Genomic DNA, 305 nt, shown 5'->3' with positions numbered 1-305 from the left:
CCGCCGAATCGTTCTGGTCGACATTCAAGAACGAGTACTACCACCGGCACACATTCGCGACGATCGACGCCGCCCGCCGCGGCTCCTACGCCTGGATCGACAGCTGGTACAACGCCCACCGCCGCCACTCCGGCATCGGCTACCACAGCCCGCTAGAGTACGAACGCCGCCAGCTCACGCTGGCAGCCTGACCAACCAACCACCTGTCCGGGAATCGGGGTCAACCTCAATCAAATGGTGGCTGCGAATCTACACCTACGGCCCCGCGTACATTCCGACAGAACAGGATGGGAACTATTTTCCCG

At 61.6% G+C, this 305-nt stretch carries 1 protein-coding gene; it reads left to right on the top strand.

Annotation, left to right across the window (positions count from 1 at the left end; all coding sequences use genetic code 11):
- Positions 1–191, top strand: a 191-nt coding sequence (locus KI686_RS17585) for an integrase core domain-containing protein (protein WP_237590370.1), incomplete at its 5' end; no start/stop codon positions are given.
- Positions 192–305: the final 114 nt, after the last annotated feature.

This window comes from Polaribacter sargassicola, from assembly GCF_021991835.1.
In the GTDB taxonomy this organism is placed as follows: Bacteria; Bacteroidota; Bacteroidia; order Flavobacteriales; family Flavobacteriaceae; genus Polaribacter; species Polaribacter sargassicola.
This window is presented reverse-complemented; position numbering and strand designations above follow the sequence as displayed.